Annotated in this window: 18 protein-coding genes; 13 read left to right on the top strand and 5 right to left on the bottom strand. The window is 58.8% G+C overall.

The genetic code is table 11. The features are described 5' to 3' along the window. Positions 1-58 precede the first annotated feature (58 nt). Entirely contained in the window at positions 59-538 is a 480-nt protein-coding gene (locus tag OKC31_RS06765; RefSeq protein ID WP_247823494.1) for a MarR family winged helix-turn-helix transcriptional regulator, read from the bottom strand. Positions 539-701: 163 nt separating this feature from the next. Between OKC31_RS06765 and OKC31_RS06760 the strand changes: the two genes are divergently transcribed. Next, complete coding sequence (locus OKC31_RS06760) at positions 702-1,229, top strand: hypothetical protein (RefSeq protein ID WP_202005799.1); 528 nt, start codon at positions 702-704, stop codon at positions 1,227-1,229. A 9-nt stretch (positions 1,230-1,238) separates the two neighbouring features. Continuing rightward, the gene (locus tag OKC31_RS06755; RefSeq protein ID WP_247823493.1) at positions 1,239-2,837 is read left to right on the top strand and encodes a BCCT family transporter; all 1,599 of its coding nucleotides are present in this window, start codon (positions 1,239-1,241) and stop codon (positions 2,835-2,837) included. Between the two features lie 118 nt (positions 2,838-2,955). Here the strand turns inward: OKC31_RS06755 and OKC31_RS06750 are convergent, their stop codons facing one another. Beyond that, on the bottom strand, positions 2,956-4,194 hold the full coding sequence (locus OKC31_RS06750) for a multifunctional CCA addition/repair protein (RefSeq protein WP_247823492.1): 1,239 nt from the start codon (positions 4,192-4,194) through the stop codon (positions 2,956-2,958). 237 nt (positions 4,195-4,431) lie between these two features. On the opposite strand from OKC31_RS06750, the gene mutY reads away from it, so the two are divergent. The 3 genes from mutY (at position 4,432) to mltC (ending at position 6,986) form a co-directional block, all read left to right on the top strand. After that, entirely contained in the window at positions 4,432-5,484 is a 1,053-nt protein-coding gene (gene mutY, locus OKC31_RS06745) for an A/G-specific adenine glycosylase (protein WP_247823491.1), read from the top strand. Between the two features lie 8 nt (positions 5,485-5,492). After that, complete coding sequence (locus tag OKC31_RS06740; RefSeq protein WP_005335828.1) at positions 5,493-5,765, top strand: oxidative damage protection protein; 273 nt, start codon at positions 5,493-5,495, stop codon at positions 5,763-5,765. Positions 5,766-5,882: 117 nt separating this feature from the next. Further along, positions 5,883-6,986: a membrane-bound lytic murein transglycosylase MltC gene (gene mltC / locus OKC31_RS06735; protein WP_005354839.1), complete on the top strand. Its 1,104-nt coding sequence runs from the start codon at positions 5,883-5,885 to the stop codon at positions 6,984-6,986. A gap of 85 nt (positions 6,987-7,071) precedes the next feature. Here mltC and OKC31_RS06730 read toward each other — a convergent pair whose 3' ends face one another. Continuing rightward, positions 7,072-7,458, bottom strand: a complete 387-nt coding sequence (locus OKC31_RS06730) for a YgiW/YdeI family stress tolerance OB fold protein (RefSeq protein ID WP_247823490.1) — start codon at positions 7,456-7,458, stop codon at positions 7,072-7,074. Positions 7,459-7,712: 254 nt separating this feature from the next. Here OKC31_RS06730 and OKC31_RS06725 point away from each other — a divergent pair, with 254 nt between their 5' ends. Further along, positions 7,713-8,750 carry an SGNH/GDSL hydrolase family protein gene (locus OKC31_RS06725; protein WP_042081581.1) on the top strand — a complete coding sequence of 346 codons (1,038 nt, stop codon included), beginning with the start codon at positions 7,713-7,715 and terminating at the stop codon, positions 8,748-8,750. 265 nt (positions 8,751-9,015) lie between these two features. Continuing rightward, entirely contained in the window at positions 9,016-10,053 is a 1,038-nt protein-coding gene (gene ompA / locus OKC31_RS06720) for a porin OmpA (RefSeq protein ID WP_005335824.1), read from the top strand. 131 nt (positions 10,054-10,184) lie between these two features. Here the strand turns inward: ompA and OKC31_RS06715 are convergent, their stop codons facing one another. After that, on the bottom strand, positions 10,185-11,207 hold the full coding sequence (locus tag OKC31_RS06715; protein ID WP_019445736.1) for a GGDEF domain-containing protein: 1,023 nt from the start codon (positions 11,205-11,207) through the stop codon (positions 10,185-10,187). Between the two features lie 134 nt (positions 11,208-11,341). Here OKC31_RS06715 and rnr point away from each other — a divergent pair, with 134 nt between their 5' ends. The 4 genes from rnr to OKC31_RS06695 all read left to right on the top strand — a co-directional run bounded on the left by rnr (position 11,342) and on the right by OKC31_RS06695 (position 15,701). After that, on the top strand, positions 11,342-13,735 hold the full coding sequence (rnr, locus tag OKC31_RS06710; RefSeq protein ID WP_247823489.1) for a ribonuclease R: 2,394 nt from the start codon (positions 11,342-11,344) through the stop codon (positions 13,733-13,735). After that, positions 13,732-14,481, top strand: coding sequence for a 23S rRNA (guanosine(2251)-2'-O)-methyltransferase RlmB (gene rlmB, locus OKC31_RS06705; protein WP_042052449.1), 750 nt, complete (start codon positions 13,732-13,734; stop codon positions 14,479-14,481). The genes rnr and rlmB overlap by 4 nt, the downstream gene beginning before the upstream one ends. A gap of 2 nt (positions 14,482-14,483) precedes the next feature. After that, positions 14,484-15,056, top strand: a complete 573-nt coding sequence (locus tag OKC31_RS06700; protein ID WP_058056465.1) for a Crp/Fnr family transcriptional regulator — start codon at positions 14,484-14,486, stop codon at positions 15,054-15,056. Positions 15,057-15,245: 189 nt separating this feature from the next. Beyond that, complete coding sequence (locus OKC31_RS06695; RefSeq protein WP_058056464.1) at positions 15,246-15,701, top strand: GNAT family N-acetyltransferase; 456 nt, start codon at positions 15,246-15,248, stop codon at positions 15,699-15,701. A 72-nt stretch (positions 15,702-15,773) separates the two neighbouring features. On the opposite strand, the gene srmB is transcribed toward OKC31_RS06695, so the two are convergent. Next, complete coding sequence (srmB, locus tag OKC31_RS06690; protein ID WP_005335816.1) at positions 15,774-16,997, bottom strand: ATP-dependent RNA helicase SrmB; 1,224 nt, start codon at positions 16,995-16,997, stop codon at positions 15,774-15,776. A gap of 119 nt (positions 16,998-17,116) precedes the next feature. Between srmB and OKC31_RS06685 the strand changes: the two genes are divergently transcribed. Then, positions 17,117-17,827 carry a tRNA1(Val) (adenine(37)-N6)-methyltransferase gene (locus OKC31_RS06685; protein WP_247823488.1) on the top strand — a complete coding sequence of 237 codons (711 nt, stop codon included), beginning with the start codon at positions 17,117-17,119 and terminating at the stop codon, positions 17,825-17,827. 191 nt (positions 17,828-18,018) lie between these two features. Next, positions 18,019-19,323 carry a branched-chain amino acid transport system II carrier protein gene (gene brnQ / locus OKC31_RS06680; protein ID WP_005335813.1) on the top strand — a complete coding sequence of 435 codons (1,305 nt, stop codon included), beginning with the start codon at positions 18,019-18,021 and terminating at the stop codon, positions 19,321-19,323. Positions 19,324-19,607: the final 284 nt, after the last annotated feature.

Here is a 19,607-nt window from a genome sequence, read left to right as displayed (position 1 = left end):
CTGATCGAAAAAAGCTCCCGTTCGGGAGCTTTTTTTATGCCTGAAATTGTTCAACTGTTTATGCCTGCTCTTCGGTGAGGAGTCTGACGCTCAGCACCGGGGCCGCGTCGATTTCGTCTGCATTCATCATGGAGGAGATGCGTTGCAGGGAGGAGAGCAGCAGGGTCTGTTCCCACGCTTCCAGCGCCTGAAAACGCTGGATGAAGCGCTCTTGCAGCGGGGTCGGGGCCTGGGCCAGCAGGGCGCGGCCTGCGTCAGTCAGTGTCGCGTGAACCTTGCGCTTGTCGGTATTGCTGCGAACGCGCTGCACCAGTTGGCGGCTCTCCAATCGGTCCATGATGGTGGTGGCGGTGGCCTGACTCATGTTGGTGTGATCGGCCAGCTGGCGCATGGAGATCTGTCCCAGCTCGTCGATCCCTTTGAGCAGCAAGAGTTGCGGGGAAGTGAGCCCGGCTTCTTTGATCAAGCGCCTGGAGTGCATGTCGATGGCACGAATAATCTGGCGCAGGGCGACCAGCACTTCATCATGTTTTTCCATGGGGTGTGCGTCATTGAAGGGCTATGGAGAGGCGCAAAATTTTCCGCCTAATTCGTCACAAGGTCAATATAGTTTTTGTTGTAATGATTTCTGCTCTAATCAATTTTATGTTAGGTTGACGGGCATTTCACGGAATTCACCCTGACATTTGAGGAGCGAAATGATGAATAATGAGCTGGATATCAAGTCTCTGGTGGCCGAGTTACGTGTGGTCAGAGTGCGCTATGAACTGCCGGATACCTCGGCTTTTGTGCGCTATCAGCCTGCCTATGATGAAGACCCCAACAACCTCAAGGTACACCACTATGATGGTGAGTTACCCCTCTCTTGCAGTGAGACAGGTACTTTCAACCTAAAGGAGTTGGTGAACGAATTGCGCTACGCCTATGTGCTGGTGCACCTCTTTCCTGACGAAAGTGCCATGAACTTCTATCTGACCGGCCTCGATACCGGCCTAGCCCAGCTGGAGTTCATCGGTGGCTCTTACGACTTCAACCGCCTTTGGATCACCAGCGGTGTCTCCAATCTGGGCGTCCCCATGGCCATCTTCCTTGGCAAGCGTCACGCCGTGAATGGCCAGCCCTCGGTTTCGCTGGTGGATCACCGCGAACAGGCGGCAGGCAAACTGGTCTATCGCGCCATCGGCGGTGCCGGTGATCATGTGGGCGAAGACTTTTTCAACAACGACTAAGGAGGCTGGATGCGAGCAAGCAAAGGGCTATTGAAAGGCCTCAACCCCACCATGGCCATGACGGCCCTCACCGTGATCACCCTGTTTTTGCTGTTTGGCGTATTTGTTCCCGATACCGCGGCCGCCTGGTTTGTCGGTGCCAAGGATCAGATTATTGCCGGGTTCAAGTGGTACTACATTCTGGTGGTCGCCCTGTTCCTGTTCTTCGCTGTCTACCTGATGTTCAGCCGTTTTGGCGGCATCCGGCTGGGTGACGACGACCAGGTACCGGAGTTCGGCTACTTCGCCTGGTTCTCCATGCTCTTTAGCGCAGGCATGGGTATCGGTCTGGTGTTCTGGAGCATCGCCGAGCCGATGAACCATCTGCAGGGCAATCCGTTCATTACCGAAGGGATGACCCCGGAAGCGGCCCAGATCGCCATGCGCCTCACCTTTTTCCATTGGGGCCTCCACCCCTGGGCCATCTATGTGATCGTTGGCCTATCGCTGGCCTTTTTCAGTTATCGTCGCAAGTTGCCGCTGGCTATTCGCTCCGTGCTTTACCCCATCCTCGGCGAGCGGATTTACGGTTTCTGGGGCCATGCGGCCGATGTGCTGGCGGTGTTCGGCACCGTGTTCGGGGTGGCGACCTCCCTTGGTCTGGGGGTCTCCCAGATGAATACCGGCCTCAACCAGATGTTTGGTATGGCGGTGTCGCAGTCCAACCAGCTCTGGCTGATTGGCGGTATCAGCCTGATCGCCACTCTGTCGGCGGTTTCCGGGGTCGGGCGCGGAGTGAAGATCCTCTCCGAGCTCAATATCTGGTTGAGCGTGTTCGTGCTCGCACTCTTTCTGGTGCTGGGGCCGACCACCTATATCCTCAACGCCTATGTGCAGAACATCGGTGATTACCTGCAGAACATCGTCAAACTGAGCTTCTGGACCAACACCGAGGCCAACGGCACCTCGGCCTGGCAGTCGAGCTGGACGGCGTTTTACTGGGGCTGGTGGATTGCCTGGGCGCCGTTTGTCGGCATGTTTATCGCCCGTATCTCCAAGGGGCGTACCATTCGCGAGTTTGTGCTCGGTGTGCTGCTGGTACCCTCGCTGCTCGGCATGTTCTGGCTCACCGTGTTTGGCGGTACGGCGATGAATCTGGAGCTGTTTGGCGGTGGCGGCGTGGTCGCTGCGGTCAATCAGGATGTGACGCTGGCGCTCTACAAGACGGTCGAGCTGCTGCACTGGGATACCTTCGGCTGGATCGCCAAGGCTGTGCTGACCCTGCTCATCTGCACCTACTTCATCACCTCCAGTGATTCGGGCACGCTGGTCATCACCACCCTGCTCTCCATCGGTGATCAGGAGCCGCCGGTACTGCACCGCGCCGTATGGGGTCTGGGGCAGGGGTTGGTTGCCGCCATCCTGTTGGTTTCCGGTGGCCTGGCGGCCTTGCAGGCGGCCAGCATCATAGCCGCGCTGCCGTTCTCGGTGATCATGCTGGCGATGTGCTATTCGCTGATGCTGGGGCTCAAGCAGGAGAGCCAGCGCCAGTTCGAATATCGCCAGAATCTCAAGCGCCACGATGGCTCATCCCATATGAGCCTGATGGAGCGAATTGGTCCGGCATAACTGCACCAGCAGGGGTTAGCGCCCCTTCACATATAAACCTGGATGCAAAACGGCCGCCCTGGCGATGCTCTCCTTGCGGAGCTCATCATCAGGGCGGCCGTCTGTTATGGGGCCGAGGTTACTCCTCGATAAAGGTCCACTCATCCTTGACCCGGCTGATGGCATCAGTCCGTTTCCTTGCCAGCTGTTCCTTGATCTCTTCTCCCTTGTAACCGGCCGCCACTATCTCTTTCACCGGCACCGCCTGGGCGGCTGCCAACGCTTCGGCCACGTAGTCTGGCTCGGCGTAGACCCTCTCCTCGAAACCGGTGCGGCCGTGGAAGTCGGCGCGGCAGGCATCCAGCAGCTGGGCAAAGCGCTCGGGGCGGCGCCAGGCATCTGCCTTGTCAAACACCTTGAGCAGGGTGGCGGGCTTGAGCTCAAAGGCGATATGGATGTGGGTGTGCAGATCGCTCACCAGCAGCGCCAGATCCCGGCACTCGTTGGGTACCCGGAACCGCTCGCATAGGGCGCGAATAAGCGGCAGCCCCTTCTGGCCATGACCGTGATGGCTTGGCCAGAACTCCTTGGGGGTCACTCCCTTGCCAAGGTCATGGCAGAGGGCAGCAAAGCGGACGGTCAGCTCGGGGGAGATCCGGCACGCCTGCTCCAGCACCATCAGGGTGTGGATGCCGGTGTCGATCTCCGGGTGCCACTTGGCCGGGGCGGGGACGCCAAACAGCGCATCAATCTCGGGGAACAGCGCCTTCAGGGCGCCGCACTGGCGCAGCACCTCGATAAAGATCTGCGGGGTCGGCCCCAGCAGCACTTTTTCCAGCTCCTTCCAGACTCGCTCCGGCGTGAGGTGGGTTAGCTCGCCAGCGGCCGTCATCTCGCTCATCAGGGCGAGAGTTTCCGGCGCTATGGTAAAGCCCTGAGCGTGGAAGCGGGCGGCGAAGCGGGCAACCCGCAGGATGCGCAACGGATCTTCGGCAAAGGCGGGGGAGACGTGGCGCAGCAGCCGTTTTTCCAAATCCTCGATGCCACCGTAGGGATCGTGAAGCTGGCCCTGATCATCTTCGGCGATGGCGTTGATGGTGAGGTCCCGGCGCAGCAGATCCTGCTCGAGCGTCACATCGGGGGCGGCGTGGCAGACAAAGCCGGTGTAGCCCTGACCCTGTTTGCGCTCGGTACGGGCGAGGGCATATTCCTGCTGGGTTTTGGGGTGAAGAAACACCGGAAAGTCGCGACCGACCTGGGTAAAACCCAGCGCCAGCATCTGCTCCACGGTGGCGCCGACCACCAGATGATCCCTGTCGCCCTGCGGTAATCCCAGCAGGCGATCCCGCACTGCGCCCCCAACCAGATAAGTCTGCAAACCGTCTCTCCCGTCATCAATCGTGGGGCCGAGTATATCGTCTTTGTTACCGCTTTGCTGCCTGACCACCACCTGCCCGCAGCGCCAGTCAGCGCGGCTTTGACTTGGGCGTGACGAGGCCTTACGCTGCCGCACCAGACAGCTGGCGCTGTGCTGCGGGATGACTTTATGCCCGCGCAGGCTAGATGAGCTGAAGGAACCACAGAGTTCCCCATATATCAACGACATGAGAACAACGTGAATCAATCAACCTTCGCAAGCCGGGTTCTGGAGTGGTATGAGCTTCATGGCCGCAAAACCCTGCCCTGGCAGCAGGAGAAGACCCCTTACCGGGTCTGGGTCTCGGAGATCATGCTGCAGCAGACCCAAGTCGCTACCGTGATCCCCTATTACCAGCGTTTTATGGCGCGCTTCCCCGATGTGGTGGCGCTGGCCGATGCCCCTGTCGACGAGGTGCTGCACCACTGGACCGGGCTTGGCTACTACGCCCGGGCCCGCAACCTGCACAAGGCGGCCCAGCAGATCCGCGATCATCACCATGGTCTCTTTCCCGAGCGCTTTGACGAGGTGATGGCGCTGCCGGGCATTGGCCGTTCTACCGCCGGGGCAGTACTGTCGCTCTCTCTTGGTCAGCCTCACGCCATCCTTGATGGCAACGTGAAGCGGGTACTCACCCGCTGGCTGGCGCTGCCGGGCTGGCCCGGCCAAAAACAGGTGGAGAACGAGCTGTGGGAGATCGCCATCCGGCTCACCCCCAAGCTGGGGGTGGCGCAATACAATCAGGCAATGATGGATATCGGGGCCACTATCTGCACCCGCAGCAAGCCTGCCTGTGATCGCTGTCCGGTGCGGGCCGATTGCCAGGGGCTGTCGCAAGGCAAGCCTACCGCTTATCCCAACAGCAAGCCCAAGAAGAGCATTCCGGCCCGCGATGGCGTCATGTTGTTGATCCGCCATGGTGACGAGTTATTGCTGGAGAAGCGGCCGCCACAGGGGATCTGGGGCGGGCTCTACTGCTTCCCGCAGGTGGCCTCGCTGGCGGAGGTGGATGGTCTGCTGGCATCCCTCGGCCTGAGCCATCACGGTTATCGTGAACTGGCCGGTTTTCGCCATACCTTCAGCCACTTCCATCTCGATATTCAGCCGCTGCTGATTGACATTGATGAGGCGCAGCCGCTGCGGCTCATGGAAGCAGATAACCGACTCTGGTATAACTTACGCTATCCTGCCGAGGTGGGGCTGGCGGCCGCCACGGCCCGCCTGCTCGCCTATCCAGAGTTACAACCATAGAGGTCAACATGAGCCGTACTGTATTTTGCCAACGCCTGAAAAAAGAGGGCCCGGGTCTGGATTTCCAACTCTATCCCGGTGAGCTCGGCAAGCGGATTTTTGACAACATCAGCAAGGAAGCCTGGGCCGAGTGGCAGAAGAAGCAGGTGATGCTGATCAACGAGAAAAAGCTCAACATGATGAATCTTGAGCATCGCCAACTGCTGGAAAAAGAGATGGTCAGCTACCTGTTTGATGCAGGTGAAGTGCAGATCGAAGGTTACACCCCGCCTGCTCAGTAAGCTCTCCGGCTGTTGTACGTGTGAACAGGTGCGGGAATGGCGCCACACTAGCGTGACCGCTCCTGAAGTCGCAGCAAATGAATGATGGGCAGCTCTGCTGCCCGGTTTGAGGATCCTATGGGCCGAATTTTTTGGCTGCTGTGCACCCTGCTGTTTCTCTCTGCCTGCTCATCCTCCCCCAAGCCCAGCGGGAGTGAGGATGACGATCTGGTCAACGGCAAGGACATCCGCGGTTTTGAACACATGATCAGCGCGCTCTCCCATAACGTGAACGAGATATGGGGGCGGGAGGCGCTGTTTGCGGGCAAGTTTGACTACGTAAAATACACGGATCAGTACAAGAGCCGGGCCCACATCGACTTCTCCAGCGGCCACATCATGGTGGAGACGGTCTCTGGCATAGATCCCCGCGCTCACCTGCGTCGCGCCATTATCGAGACCCTGCTGACGCCGGATGATCCGGCGGAAGTGGATCTTTACTCCGACCGGGAAATTCTGACCGGCGGCGAGCCCTTCCTCTACGGTCAGGTGCTGGACAATCAGCGCCAGCCAATCCGCGCCTCCTGGCGCGCCGAGCGTTATGCCGATTACCTGCTCAACACGGCGATGAAGAAGCGCACTCTGGGGATTCGCACCATCTTCTTCGTCGATATACCCATGGTGGCCAACCATGAAGATCGACGGGGCTACAAGTATGCGGGGATCATCCGGGAAGCGTCGCGCAAATACGGCGTGCCGGAGAGCCTGATCTATGCGGTGATCAAGACCGAGAGCAGCTTCAACCCCTATGCTGTGAGCCATGCCAACGCTTATGGCCTGATGCAGGTGATCCCGGCTACTGCCGGTCGTGACGTCTATGTGCGGGTCAAGGGCAAGAATGGCCAGCCAACCCGGGAGGAGCTGTTCAACCCGGCCTACAACATCGATGTCGGTACCGCCTATCTGCACCTGTTGCAGACCGTCTATCTGGCGGATATTCAGGATCCGCGCTCCCGTCGCTATGCGGTGATCTCCGCCTATAACGGTGGTGCAGGCGGGGTGCTCAATACCTTCTCCAGCGATCGCAAGGCGGCGCCGGGCCGGATCAACCGGCTCTCCCCCGAGGCGGTCTATCAGGTGTTGACCGAGCAACATCCCAAAGAGGAGGCGCGCCGTTACCTCTACAAGGTCAATCAGGCCGAGAAGGGGTTCAAGAGAGCCTTTGCCAGTCGGGCCGGTTAAGCGGTGACGCTGGGTTAACCATGCAAAAGGGCGCTTGATATCAAGCGCCCTTTTAACGTCTGGCCAATTCGTCGTTGAAGTGGCCTTATTTGGCGATAAAGCCGCCCTTGGTCTGCGGGGCCGCGCCCACTTTCTCCAGTGTTTTCACTTCCACTTCGGTCTTGTTCCAGCTGTGGTCCACTTCACCACGGATACGGATCTGATCATCCGGGCCCACTTCGGTGCCATGCCACACATCCTGATCCACTTCGACCTCCACCTCACCGCTGGCATCACGGAACAGATAGTTCTCGCCGCCCAAGTGCTTGACCAGTTTCCCTTCCAGGGTGGCCCAGCTGTCATCGGCCAGATCTTTCAGTTGAGCAACGGAAACCTTGTTCTGCTCTTGCGGGCCGGTATAGGCCGCCATGGCAAAAGAGGAGACAGACATCAGGGTCAACAGTCCGATTACGCTTGCGCTTGCCTTGTTCATTTCATACTCCTGTCGTTGGTATGGGGGCATTGTGCCGGGGGGGATGTGAAACAAGCGTGAAAGAAATAGGCTGGTGTGATTGTCTGTTTTGTGAGCGCAAGCGATTTCATCGGTGTCGGAACATGTGTGATTTCATATGGAACTGTAATCTGTCGCCTTCACCAGAAGTCAGTGGCAGCAGACTCTTCCCATGCCTGTCGCCACTCGAGGAGAAGTCCGCAGGTCTCACCTGCTTAATCGAAGAGCATAACAATATGAAAAAATGGCTTGTTTGTTTATTGGGGTTAATGGCATTGACCGCGCAAGCGGCAGAGGGACGCCAACCTTTTTCCCGGGTTGTGATGTTTGGTGACAGCCTCTCCGACACCGGCAAGATGTACAAAAAGATGCGGGGGTATCTCCCCTCCAGCCCACCTTACTTCAACGGGCGCTTCAGCAACGGCCCGGTGTGGCTGGAGCAGTTGGGTGACGAGCGTTTCCCCGGTCTGGTCGTGGCCAACGAGGCGGAAGGCGGTGCAACCGCGGTGGCCTATAACCATCTGGGCGCCCTGAACGGCTGGCTCGGTTTCTGGTCCTGGGATCCCAAATATCAGGTGATCAACAACCTCGATTACGAGATCGATCAGTTCCTGAAAAAGGACAAGTTCCGCCCCGATGATCTGGTGGTGATCTGGGTCGGTGCCAACGACTATCTGGCCTATGGCTGGAACACCGAGCGGGATGCGGATCGGGTGATCGATACCATCCGGCTGGCATCCAACCGGTTGGTGCTCAACGGCGCGCAGCAGATCCTGCTGTTCAACATTCCTGATCTGGGGCAGACCCCGTCAGCCCGCAGCATGAAGGTGGTGGAGAAGGTGCGCCATGTGGCCAGCTACCACAACCAGAAGTTGCAGAACCTCACTCGCGAGCTGGCTCCCCTTGGCATCGTGAAGCTGTTCGAAGTGGACAAGCAGTTTGACGAGATGATGCGCGATCCTCAGCAGTTCGGGCTGAGTGACACAGAACACGCCTGCTACGGTGGTGGCTATACATGGAAGCCGTTCTCCGGCAGCGCCGCCGAGGTGGCTGCGACCCCGGCTTTGAGTGTCTCCGAAAGAGTGGCTATTGCCGGTAACCCGATCCTGGCGCAGGCGGTGGTGAGCGGGCAGGCAAAAGGGCGAGCAGCGACTCTCAACTGCGATGAGCATATGTTCTGGGATCAAGTGCATCCGACCAGGACGGTGCACAAGGTACTGAGCCAGCGTGTTGCTGACTTTATCGATCAGCACTACGAGTTTGTTCGTCACTGATATCGCTTCGGGCCAGCATGTTGCTGGCCTTTTTTCCCTTTCAGCCCTCATCTGTGCGTCTTTTTGCGTCACGTCCAGTTCAAATAACAAACGTTTGTTGCTGTTTTTGTAACGTGGTTGCGTTAGAGTGTTTTTTGTTAATTGATATCAGTGACTTGAAAATAGGCTAACGTTGATATGCTGCGATCGCTTTTGGGTGGTTGCACCTATAAGACGAGGTGATATCAATCAACCTCCTCCTACATAAAGTTGCAGAGGCTCAAACATGAAAAAATCATTGATTACCTTGCTGGTTACCGGCTTGCTGGCGGCCAATGCCCAGGCTGCCGGTCAAGACAACACCTGGTATGGCGGCGCCAAACTGGGTTGGTCCAACTTCTACGGCATTGATGAAAGCAATGCCCTGACCCTTGGCAATGAGACCAACGATGCCTTGGGTGCAGGCGTGTTTGGCGGTTATCAGATCAACAAGAATCTGGGACTGGAGCTGGGTTACGACTATCTGGGCAATTACAAATACGATGCCACTACGGCGGCAGGCGCTTTCAGTGATGAAGTAAAAGCACAGCTGGCTCAACTGACCCTGAAACTGGGCTTCCCGGTTACCGATAATCTGGATCTGTATGGCCGTGTCGGTGGCGGTTATGGCTGGGCTGATACCAAGAGCGATGTCTACAAAGATGACAGCCGCTTTGTCATGGTCGGTGCACTGGGTGCCGAGTATGCGTTCAATCTCGACTGGGCCGCTCGCCTGGAGTACCAGTACACCACCCCGTATGGCAGCCGCGATGATACCGGTCTGAGAATGGATAACGGCCTGCTCTCACTGGCAGCGGTTTATCGCTTTGGTCAGGTTGCCCCTGTGGCGCCCGCCCCGGCTCCGGAACCTGCTCCTGCACCTGTGATGGTTGAGAAGCAGTTCACCCTGAGCTCCGATGTGCTGTTTGACTTCAACAAGGCGACCCTCAAGCCAGAGGCCAGTCAGGCACTGGATAGCCTCTATAGCCAGATTGAAGAGGCACGACCCAAGGATGGCGTGGCAACCGTAATTGGTCACACCGACCGTATCGGTTCTGATGCCTACAACCAGAAGCTCTCCGAGCAGCGTGCCCAGACTGTTGCCAACTATCTGGTTGGTAAAGGGATCCCGGCCGCCAAGATCAATGTGGAAGGGCGTGGTAAATCCTCACCGGTTACCGGCGACAGCTGCGTCAGCAAGTCCAAGCGTGAGCTGATCGTCTGCCTGGCTCCGGATCGCCGTGTTGATGTGAAAGTCGAAGGTGTCAGCGAGGTGCAGGAGTAATCCTTCACACTGAGCAGGTTTCCAATGGGGCTGGAATGAACAGCTCCTGTCGGAGCAAGAGAGACCAAAAAGCCAGTCAGTTGATCTGACTGGCTTTTTACATTGGCATTGCGGTCGGGCAGGGGACTAAATCAGGAAGGGAGCGGCATCACCCGGTTGCGCCCCAGCTCCTTGGCCTTGTAGAGCAGCTTGTCGGTACGTTCGACCAGACAGTCTGCGCTCTCCTGACCGTTGAACTCGCCCACGCCAAACGAGGCTGTGATGTGGTCGATGCGGCGGCCCGATTTGCGATCCAGAATCGACATCCGCTCGATAGCGCGGCGCATGCTCTCCGCCATCTGTCTGGCCAGCGCCAGCGAGCGATGGGGGACCAGCATGGCGAACTCCTCCCCACCCAGCCGATAGGCGGTGACCCCCTCCTTGCAGGCATCGCGCAGCCGTTTGCTGAAGGCGCGCAGCACCTGATCGCCGAGCAGGTGCCCATATTCGTCGTTGAAGTTCTTGAAGCGATCGATATCAGCAAGGATCAACGAGAAGGGGTGCTGGCTGCGGATCAACCCCTCCAGCTCCAGATCGAAGGCGCGGCGGTTGAGCAGATTGGTGAGGGCATCCTCGTTGGCCAGCTTGCGTGTCTCGTTGAGCGCGGCCCGCAGCTCTTTGATCTCTTTCTCCGCATTGCTGAGCTGGTTGCGAAAGTGCATGGTGGACATGCGCACATCCCGCGATTCGCGCACCAGCTCCCGCAGGATCCCCATGGTGTCTTCCAGGCTGAAGCCCTCGTCATCAATGCGGCTGAGCTTGTCAAAACTCTTGTCGAGCATCTCCTGAAACATGCCGGTATCGGAGATGGCGTCCTGCATGGAGTGGCCTAGCTCGTTGGCCATGGCGGCGAGGCTCAGTTTCATCGCCTCCATCTGCTTCTCGTCCTGAGCGGCCAGATACTGGTGATAGAGCCGCTCGCAGGTGGTGAGCGAGCAGGTTCCCTGCATTTTGACTGCCTGATCAATCGCTTGGTTGAGCTCGGGCATGCTGGCCGAGACATAGTTGTACCACAGGTGGTAATTGTCCGGCGTCGTGGGGATCTGGTATTTGATCATCAAAGGGACCGCCTGTTTGAGATAGGCGGCGGATTGGGCAAATGTGTCCTTACTCATGAGTTCTGTGTCTCATCATGCCAGCGAACTGAAGATAGTATGACAGAGAGATTGGCCAAAAGGCAGCCGATGGATGCCATTCGCCCCCCCCTCCGATATAATGGCACCGTTACCACCTACCCTAAGGCCTGCTTATGTCTCAAAAAGATCCTTTCCTCGAACGCGAGGCCGAAAAATACGATAACCCCATCGCCAGTCGCGAGTTGATCCTGGAACTCATCAAGGGCCATGAAAAGCCCATGTCCCGTGAAGAGTTGTCCAAGGTCCTCAAGCTGAAAGATGAAGAGCCGTTGGAAGCCTTGCGTCGTCGTCTGCGCGCCATGGAGCGTGATGGACAACTGGTATTCACTCGCAACCAATGTTATGCCCTGCCGGATCGCCTGAATCTGGTCAAAGGTTATGTAATCGGCCACAAGGATGGCTTCGGTTTTCTGCGTCCGGAAGGTGGTGGTCCGGATCTGTATCTGAACAACCGAGAGATGCAACGCCTGATGCATGGCGATTACGTGCTGGTGCAGCCGACCGAGATTGACCGCAAGGGTCGTCAGGAAGCGCGTCTGGTGCGCCTGCTCAAGTCCCGTGAGGCAGACATTGTCGGCCGTTACTTCGTCGAGAATGGCGTTGGTTTCGTGGTGCCGGATGACAGCCGTATCGGCCAGGACATCATCATCCCGGAAGGGGAAAACAAAGGGGCTCGCCAGAGCCAGGTCGTGGTTGTGCGCATTAACCAGCGCGCCACCTCCCGCATCAATGCCGTCGGCACCGTACTGGAAGTGCTGGGCGAGAACATGGCGCCGGGCATGGAGATCGAAATTGCCCTGCGTACCCACGGTATCCCGCACACCTGGCCGGAAGAGGTGACCAAAGAGGTTGCCGGTCTTGGCGAACAGGTGCCGGAGAAAGCCAAAGAGGGCCGCATCGACCTGCGTGCCCTGCCGCTGGTGACCATCGACGGGGAAGATGCCCGTGACTTCGATGACGCCGTCTTCTGTGAAGCCAAGCGTGGTGGTGGCTGGCGCCTGTGGGTCGCCATTGCGGATGTCTCCGCTTACGTGAAGCCCGGCACGGCGCTGGATGCCGAAGCCTATCAGCGCGGCAACTCCGTCTACTTCCCCGAGTTCGTGGTGCCCATGCTGCCGGAGGTGCTCTCCAACGGCTTGTGTTCCCTGAACCCGCAAGTTGACCGCCTCTGCATGGTGTGCGAGATGACCATCTCCGCCGCTGGTCGCATGTCCGGCTACAAGTTCTACGAAGCGGTAATGAACTCTCACGCCCGTCTGACCTACACCAAGGTGGCGGCGATCCTCGATGGCGATCCCAAGCTGCGCCAGCAGTATGATCCGCTGGTGGGCCACATCGAAGAGCTGAACAACCTCTACAAGGCGCTCAAGCATGCCCGCCATCAGCGTGGCGCGGTGGAGTTCGAGAGCGAGGAGACCCGCTTCATCTTCAACGCCCAGCGCAAGATCGACCGCATCGTGCCACTGGTGCGCAACGATGCCCACAAGATCATCGAAGAGTGCATGATCCAGGCGAACGTGGCTGCTGCCCGTTATATCGAGAAGAACGAAGCCGCCGCCCTGTTCCGGGTGCACGACCGTCCGGGCGAAGAGCGTCTGACCGGTTTCCGCGATTTTCTGGCCGAACTGGGTCTGGAGCTCAAGGGCGGACTCGAGCCCGAGCCGAAAGACTTTGCCGAGCTGGCCGCCAAGTTTGAGGGGCGCCCCGATGCGGAGCTGCTCTCCACCATGCTGCTGCGCTCCATGCGTCAGGCCATATATCAGGCCGACAACATCGGTCACTTCGGTCTGGCGTTGAAGTCCTACGCGCACTTCACCTCGCCAATCCGTCGCTATCCCGACCTGATCCTGCACCGAGCGATCAAGTATCAGACCGCCAAGGAGCAACAGGGCAACCTGCGCCACAAGTGGACCCCGAGCGGTGGTTATCACTACCAGCTGGAAGAAGTGGACCCGATGGGAGAGCACTGCTCCATGACCGAGCGCCGTGCCGACGATGCGACCCGCGACGTGGCCGACTGGCTCAAGTGCGAGTACATGCTGGATCACGTAGGTGACGAGTTTGACGGCGTTATCGCCAGCGTTACCGGCTTTGGCTTCTTCGTCCGTCTGGCGGAGATCCATATCGATGGTCTGGTGCACGTCAGCACCCTCACCAACGACTACTACCAGTTTGATCCCCTGCACATGCAGCTGATTGGCGAGAACTTCCGCCGTCGCTACCGTCTGGGCGACAAGGTGCGGGTCAAGGTGATGGGCGTGAACCTGGACGATCGCAAGATCGACTTCGTGATGGTGGAAGAGCCGCTCAAGGCCACCGGCAAGAACGCCAAAGAGATGGCGCGCAAGCAGGCCGAGATCAAGAAAGAGAAGGCCAAGAGCGCCCAGCGCCACGAAAAACGTAAAGAGGGCAAGGATCACGGCAAATCCGACAAGGGTGGCCGCGCCAAACCGAGCAACAGACGACCGAGCAAAAAGGCTCGCGATAAGGCCAAGAGCACTAAATGAGTACTGAACTGATCTACGGCATTCACGCTGTATCCGCGCTGCTGGAGCGCACTCCCGAGCGCTTCATCGAAGTGTGGGCCCTCAAGGGGCGGGATGACGACCGGCTGCAACCCCTGCTCGCCGAGCTGGAATCCCTCGGCCTCAAGGTGCAGAGCGTGAACCGCAAGACACTCGACGATAAAGCGGAAGGCAACAATCACCAGGGCATCATGGCCCGGGTGAAAGAGGCGCCGAAGCTGGCCGAGCACGATCTGGCCAGCCTGCTGGACGAACTGGCGGCACAACAGAGCCAGCCCTTCCTGCTGGTGCTGGATGGCGTGACTGACCCGCACAACCTCGGTGCCTGCCTGCGCAGCGCCGATGCTGCCGGGGCTCATGCGGTCATCGTGCCGCGGGACAAGGCCACGGGTCTCACCCCAATCGTGCGCAAGGTTGCCTGTGGCGCGGCCGAAGTGGTGCCGCTCATTCAGGTCACCAACCTGGCCCGCACCCTGCGCGAATTGCAGGAGCGCGGCGTCTGGATTGTCGGTACCGCTGGCGAGGCCGATCACGACCTTTATCAGGCCAAACTGACCGGCCCGATGGCGCTGGTGATGGGGGCTGAAGGTAAAGGCATGCGCCGTCTGACCCGCGAACATTGCGACGAGCTGGTGAGTATCCCGATGGCGGGGGCGGTATCCAGCCTCAACGTTTCGGTGGCGACCGGCGTCTGCCTGTTTGAAGCCGTGCGTCAGCGTCGCGGTTAATCATGCTGACTGACAGACCCCCCTTCGATTGGGCGCAGGTCGCAGATAAAGAGGAGGCCGCGCGCCTCCTCTCTTTTGCCCGCCCGCTGACCCTCAGCCCGAAAAGCTGCCTCTGGCACGCCGGTGACAGCCCGGATCTGCTGGTCAGGGTGGAGCAGGGGCTGCTGCGGGCCAAGCTGGTGCTGGAGGATGGCCGCGAGTACATCAAGGAGTTCTATTGGGAGGGGGACGAGTTTCTCGACTTTCACCACCTGCTCAGTGGCGAGCCTGCCCGCTACAGCGTGGAGGCGCTGGAGCCCTGTCGTCTGCAGCTGTTCAGTCTGGCCGACTTGCGCCAGCTGCCCGGTTGGCCGCGCTGGTATCAGCATCTGCTGGAGGTGCAGCTGCGCATCAAGGAGGAGAAGGAGCAGTTGCTGCTGACCGGCAGCCCGCAGGCGCGTTATCAGCACTTTCTCGACAGCTTTCCCGCACTCGATGCCAGAGTGCCGGATCACCAGATCGCCGCCTATCTCGGCATTACTCCCATCAGCCTGAGCCGCATTCGCAAGCGGTTGAGAGCGCTGAACAAGGAATAGTGTCGCCGAGGCGCCATGAGGGGCTGTGTTGCCACCAGATTTCAGACCTTTCATAGAGCCCGTCTCGGCATTACGCCAGCCAGTCAGTCTGAGCCGCATTCGCAAACGGCTGAAAGAACTTAACAAAGGTTAATGCAGGGCGCTGGCGCCACGATTATGCTGGCAGGCCGAACTGATAAGGAGTTGCCGATGAACTGGAGCCTGAAACACTGGTCTGAACTGACCACTGACGAGTTGTATGAGTTGCTGGCGCTGCGGGCCGAGGTGTTCGTGGTGGAGCAGACCTGCCCCTTTCAGGATCTGGACGGGCTCGATCGCCGCGAAGGGGTCTGGCACCTGCTCGGCTATCAGGGCGAGCTGCTGGCCGCCTATGCGCGGATCATGGCGCCCGGCATCGGCGACGAGAGCGGTGCCGCCATCGGTCGGGTAGTGACCTCACCCAAGGCGCGCGGCGGTGGTCTCGGTCACCAGCTGATCGGCGAGGCGGTCAAGGCGTGTGAGGCGCGCTGGCCGACTCACAGTATCTGGCTTGGTGCTCAGGCTCATCTGCAGGGCTTCTACGGCCAACATGGTTTTGTGGCGGAAGGGGAAGGCTATCTCGAAGATGATATCCCCCATATGGGAATGCGCAGAGTGGCGGCATAACCACTCGTCAGAGTGATTCAGAATGCAGAAGGGCCATCCCGCGGGATGGCCCTTCTCTTTATCGCCAGGCGATCACTTCTTCTTTTTCTTCTTGGCGGACTTCTTCTTGTCGACCGGCTTTTTCTTCTTCACCGGTACCCGCGCTTCCTTGTGTTTCGGGCGCAGCTCGTCGATCACCCGGCGCTTGAGGCGCTCTTCGGTGTAGCGCTCGATCTTGGCGACCATCGCCATGTCGTGGGCCTCCACCAGGCTGATGGCACAGCCACGGTTGCCAGCGCGGCCGGTACGGCCAATCCGGTGGACGTAAACATCAGCGCCGTAGGGCATGTCGTAGTTGATGACGTGGCTGACGTTCGGCAGGTCGATGCCGCGGGCGGCGACGTCGGTGGCGATCAGGAAGGGTACTTCCCCTTCGTGGAACTTGCGGATCGACTCGATACGCTTGCTCTGCTCCATCTCGCCACGGATCCAGGCGCAGGAGATACCTGCCGCCTGCAGCTGGCCGGAGAGCTCCGCCAGACGCTCGCGAGTCTTGACGAAGATAATGGCTTTCTGGGTTTCCGGATCTTTCAGGATATGGGTCAGCAGCGCCAGCTTGTGGGCGGCGTCATCGGCCAGATGGATCCACTGGGTGATGGGGCGACGCTCGCTGCGGGGCGGCTCGGCGTGCAGCTCCACCGGATCCTTGAGGATCTCGTTGGCGAACTTCTCAAGACCGGCCCCTTCCAGGGTGGCGGAGAAGAGCATGGTGTGCTTGCGGTAGCGCGCCTCTTCCACGATGCGGTTCACATCCTTGATAAAGCCCATGTCCAGCATGCGGTCCGCTTCATCCAGCACCAGCACTTCGATGTCGTGGCTCTCGAACTCCTCTTTCTCGATGTACTCGAGCAGACGGCCCGGGGTGGCCACCACGATGTCGGTGGTCTTGGTCAGGGCAGGCAGCTGCTCTTCATGGCTGACGCCGCCGATGATGGTCTCGATACTGAGGTTGGTGTGTGCCGCCAGCGCCTTGGCGTGGGCGGTCACCTGCAGCGCCAGCTCGCGGGTCGGGGTCAGGATCAGCATGCGGCAGGGGCCTGGTTTGCGGCGCGGGAAGTCCAGCAGGTGCTGGAGTGCCGGCAGCAGGAAGGAGGCGGTCTTGCCGGTACCGGTCGGAGCGGATGCCAGAATATCGCGGCCGTCCAGGGCTGGCTCCAGCACCATCTGCTGGATGGTGGTGGGGCGGGTGAATCCCATCTCGGCCAAGGCCCGGTTGAGGGCTGGGTGCAGGTCGAAATCATCAAAGGACTGGCTCATGGCAATACTCGGTCATTAAGGAAACGGCAGATTATAGGCGATTATCTCGTCGGCTCCTATTGGTGAGTGTGTCTTAGCCGCTATAATCGCCCACCATTTTTGCAGATGACGGGGGCCAGATGGGACGTAGTCGCGGATTTACCTTCAAACAGTTCCATATCAATCACGATCGCTGCGCCATGAAGGTGGGTACCGATGGCATTTTGCTCGGTGCCTGGGCGCCGGTCGAACAGGCGCGTCGAGTGCTCGATATCGGCACCGGCAGCGGCCTGATCGCCCTGATGCTGGCCCAGCGCAGCAGATCTGACTGTCGTCTTGATGCGGTCGAGCTGGATATTAATGCGGCCAGCCAGGCGCGGGAGAATGCGGCGGCTTCTCCCTGGGCCGATCGGGTAACCGTCATAGAGAGTGCCATTCAGGATTATCAGGCTGCCCCTTACGATCTTATCGTCTCCAACCCTCCCTATTTCGTGGCAGGCCAGTCATTTAGCGATCCGGCGAGGGCGTTGGCCCGCCATACCGGCGCCCTCGACAGCCACGCATTACTGGCGGCCTGCAATCGTTTGCTGAGCCCGAACGGGCAGGTGGCGCTGGTGCTGCCGACGGCGATGGCCGATGAAATTTTATGCATTTCGGCGAATTATGATCTGCATGGCATTTGTTATACAGCTGTTATCACCAGAGAGGGTAAAGAGGCAAATCGTGTTTTATTGCTACTTGGCAGAGGATTAAACAGGTGTGAGAGGGGTGAAATTGTGATCCATTCTGCTGATGGGGCCTATTCCGACAGATATATCCAACTGACCAACCCCTTCTATTTGAAGATGTAAATTTCGTCTTGAACTATTTTTTCACGCCATTATGCTGGTTCCAGATCGAGCGCCCGCTCCAGACCAGCTAAAACCACTGGTTGCGATGAAAAAACATGCGGGGCTCTTTTTTTATACCCCCTGAACACACCCGGTCAGCGACCGATAAAAACTATAACAAGCAATAATTTACAAGACAGACGAGGTTGAACTTGACGAAATCACTCACATTGTCCGATGTACTCGGATTAGGGTTTATGACCTTCGCCTTCTATCTGGGCGCCGGTAACATCATTTTCCCGCCGTTGGCCGGTTACATGGCTGGTGAGCACCTCTCCCTGGCGATGTTTGGCTTCCTGGTCACTGCCGTGGGCCTGCCTCTGGTGACCATTCTGGCCGTGGCGAAAGCCGGTAACGGCTGGGCTGGCATGACCAAACTGCTGCCTGCCGGTGTCGCGACTGCGCTGGCCGTTGCCATCTACATCATCATCGGCCCGGCCTTTGCCGCGCCCCGTACCGGTCTGGTTGCCTACGAGATGGGCCTCAAGCCGTTCATCGGTGATATGGGGCAAGCGGGTCTGGCGGCCTATACCGTGATCTTCTTTGGTGTGGCCATTCTGGTCTCCATGAACCAGGGCAAGCTGATGGACGCCATCGGCAAATACCTGACTCCGGTACTGATGCTGCTGCTGCTGACTCTGGCGATCGGTGTATTCGTAGCACCGCAAGGCTCCATGCCTGATGCGTCCGGTGACTATCAGAACAGCCCCTTCGTCAAAGGGATCCTGGAAGGCTACAACACCATGGACACCTTGGCGTCCCTGATGTTTGGCGCCCTGATCGTCGATCTGCTGCGCCAGAAAGGCATCAACGATTACAAGAGCCAGTTCAAGTATCTGGCCATTGCCGGCCTCATCTCTGCCGTTGGTCTGAGCGTGGTGTACGTATCCCTGTTCCAGCTGGGTAACACGGCCGCCGGCGTGGCGACCGATGTCAGCAACGGTGGCGCCATCGTCAACGCCTACGTACTGAGCCTGTTTGGTCAGCCGGGTCAGTTCATTCTGGCGGCCATCATCACTCTGGCGTGCTTTACCACTGCAGTCGGTCTGATCTCCGCCTGTTCTGATTTCTTCCACAATCTGACCGGCATGGCTTACAAGAAGCTGGTGGTGCTGCTGGGCGTTATCTGTGCCGTGGTGGCCAACGTGGGCCTGAGCCAGTTGATCAGCCTCTCCATTCCGGTGCTGGTTGCCATCTATCCCGTTGCCGTGGCGCTGGTACTGGTCACCTTCCTGAAGGGTTACTTCGGCCGTCCCCGTCTGGTGTTCCGTGGCGTGTTGATGGTTGCCTTCCTGTTCGGTTGCCTGGATGGTCTGGGTGCTGCCGGTATGAAGATGGATGCGTTTGCCTTCCTGCCGCTGTTCGACAAGGGCCTCGCCTGGCTGATGCCGACCCTGCTGGCCTGCGTAGTTGGCGTGATGGTGCGTCCGACCGAGATGGCTGCCGAAGCTGCCTGATCACACCCGATGTGATATTGCCAAGAGCCTGCCCCGTGCAGGCTCTTTTGTTTTCTGTGAGCCTCGCTTCTCGCCTCGCTTTGCACTGCCGTAATTGTCACTGTACACAGATTGCATCTGAGCAGCCGTATTTTGCCGCTATAACCGGTTTCCCTCTTCTTGCCTCCCATACGCCACGTGTGACACCTCTTTATGGAGCGCGAAGTTGTTCAGTGATTAATTCCGCAGCGGTAAATTGTTTCAAGATATTAATTGGTGATTGATATCGAACTCCTCTTCTTTAT

This window comes from Aeromonas sp. Y293-4 (assembly GCF_027705905.1).
In the GTDB taxonomy this organism is placed as follows: Bacteria; Pseudomonadota; Gammaproteobacteria; order Enterobacterales; family Aeromonadaceae; genus Aeromonas; species Aeromonas veronii.
Note: the sequence above shows the minus strand (reverse complement) of the source record. Positions and strands in the feature narration are given on the sequence as shown.